The 1,929-nt window shown below is 48.0% G+C and carries 1 protein-coding gene and 1 rRNA gene; one reads left to right on the top strand and one right to left on the bottom strand.

The window, feature by feature from the left end; genetic code table 11:
* Window positions 1–160: 160 nt before the first annotated feature.
* Window positions 161–538: a helix-turn-helix domain-containing protein gene (locus HG1285_RS17840; RefSeq protein ID WP_008288890.1), complete on the bottom strand. Its 378-nt coding sequence runs from the start codon at window positions 536–538 to the stop codon at window positions 161–163.
* Between the two features lie 296 nt (window positions 539–834).
* Between HG1285_RS17840 and HG1285_RS17835 the strand changes: the two genes are divergently transcribed.
* A 16S ribosomal RNA gene (locus tag HG1285_RS17835) occupies window positions 835–1,929 on the top strand; the annotation flags it as partial.

The raw sequence follows: 1,929 nt of genomic DNA, 5'->3' as shown, positions 1-1,929 counted from the left end.
GAAAGATTCATCATAAACAAAAGAAAAAACAAACTTTTTAAAGACCATTAGGAAGAAGATAGAGACTACTTTCAGCAGATTGAAGTATATGGGAATTGAAAGTATTAAAGCTGTTTCTTTGGAAGGGTTTTTAGCTAAAATTCACTTTTTTATTTTAGCTCTACAGTTTAAAATTATACTTAAGGTTTAAATTGGAAATTAGGGTTTTGTTTGCTAATTTTTTCCATTTCTTTTCCAGATGTTTATCTAAAAATTTACCAACTTCATAAGTCCATCTGGCTACTGTCCTATAAGGTAGATTCAAAACTCTTGCTATAGCAGACTTACTCATACCTTTGCTATACATTTTTAAGGCAAGCAATTTAACCTTTTCTGGGTGTTTATGATATTTTGCACCTTCATAAAAATGTCTTCCACATTCATTGCATTTATATCTTTGTTTTCCTGTGTTTTTTCCAAACTTTTTACACCAATTTGAACCACATTCTGGGCATTTTATGTGCTCTTGATATTTCCTTGGTCTTCCTCTCTTTCTCATAATCCTTATTTTAGAATATTTTTAGCTATTTTTGGATAGGAGTACCCCCCAAATATTACACCCCTTGACAAAATTAAATCAATGATATATATTTTTAAACCCTTTTGATTAGAGAGGGAGAAGAGAATAGGGTATAAGGAAGGAAGAAAGGGTTGACAAATCCTGAAAGATGATATAAACTGATTATCTGCTCAGGTGAGGAAGGCTGAGCTAAAGGGTGCTCAGCGAGTAGGCTATATGGCTACTTGGCAAAAGAATAGGGGAGCCAAATGTGCGAGGAAGAGGCTCTGAAGATTAATTTGGAGAGTTTGATCCTGGCTCAGCGCGAACGTTGGCGGCGCGCCTAACACATGCAAGTCGAGGGGCAGCAGGCCTTTTCTTCGGAAAAGGTGCTGGCGACCGGCGAACGGGTGAGTAACGCGTAGCTAACCTACCCTCAGGATGGGGATAACCCCTCGAAAGGGGGGCTAATACCCAATAAAGAGGCGTATCAATAGATGTGCCTCCAAAGGCCTTCGGGCGCCTGAGGATGGGGCTGCGTCCCATCAGGTAGTTGGTGAGGTAAAGGCTCACCAAGCCGACGACGGGTAGCTGGTCTGAGAGGATGGCCAGCCACAGTGGGACTGAGACACGGCCCGCACCCCTACGGGGGGCAGCAGTGGGGAATCTTGGGCAATGGCCGGAAGGCTGACCCAGCGACGCCGCGTGGTGGAGGAAGCCCTTCGGGGTGTAAACACCTGTCAGTGGGGAAGATAATGACGGTACCCACAGAGGAAGGGACGGCTAACTACGTGCCAGCAGCCGCGGTAATACGTAGGTCCCGAACGTTGCGCGAATTTACTGGGCGTAAAGGGTCCGTAGGCGGTCTGGTAAGTGGAAGGTGAAATCCTGGGGCTCAACTCCAGAATTGCCTTCCAAACTGCCGGACTTGAGGCAGGGAGAGGTCGGCGGAATTCCCGGTGTAGCGGTGAAATGCGTAGATATCGGGAGGAACACCAGTGGCGAAGGCGGCCGACTGGAACTGACCTGACGCTGAGGGACGAAAGCCAGGGGAGCGAACCGGATTAGATACCCGGGTAGTCCTGGCCGTAAACGATGGATGCTAGATGTGGGCGGGGAGACCCGTCCGTGTCGCAAGCTAACGCGTTAAGCATCCCGCCTGGGGAGTACGGCCGCAAGGTTGAAACTCAAAGGAATTGACGGGGACCCGCACAACCGGTGGAGCGTCTGGTTTAATTCGATGCTAACCGAAGAACCTCACCAGGGCTTGACATGCGGTGTGTCGTGGCCGAAAGGTCACTAGGCTGTCCTTTTGGGCAGCCGCGCCGCACAGTGGTGCATGGTCGTCGTCAGCTCGTGTCGTGAGATGTTGGGTTAAGTCCCGCAACGAG

It is taken from the genome of Hydrogenivirga sp. 128-5-R1-1 (genome assembly GCF_000171895.1).
The sequence above is the reverse complement of the archived record's forward strand: the minus strand, read 5'-3'. Positions and strand labels throughout refer to the sequence as shown.

Excerpts from the sequence above, each read along its gene's own strand:
- HG1285_RS17840 (WP_008288890.1), bottom strand. The coding sequence starts at position 538 with ATGAGAAAGAGAGGAAGACCAAGGAAATATCAAGAGCACATAAAATGC.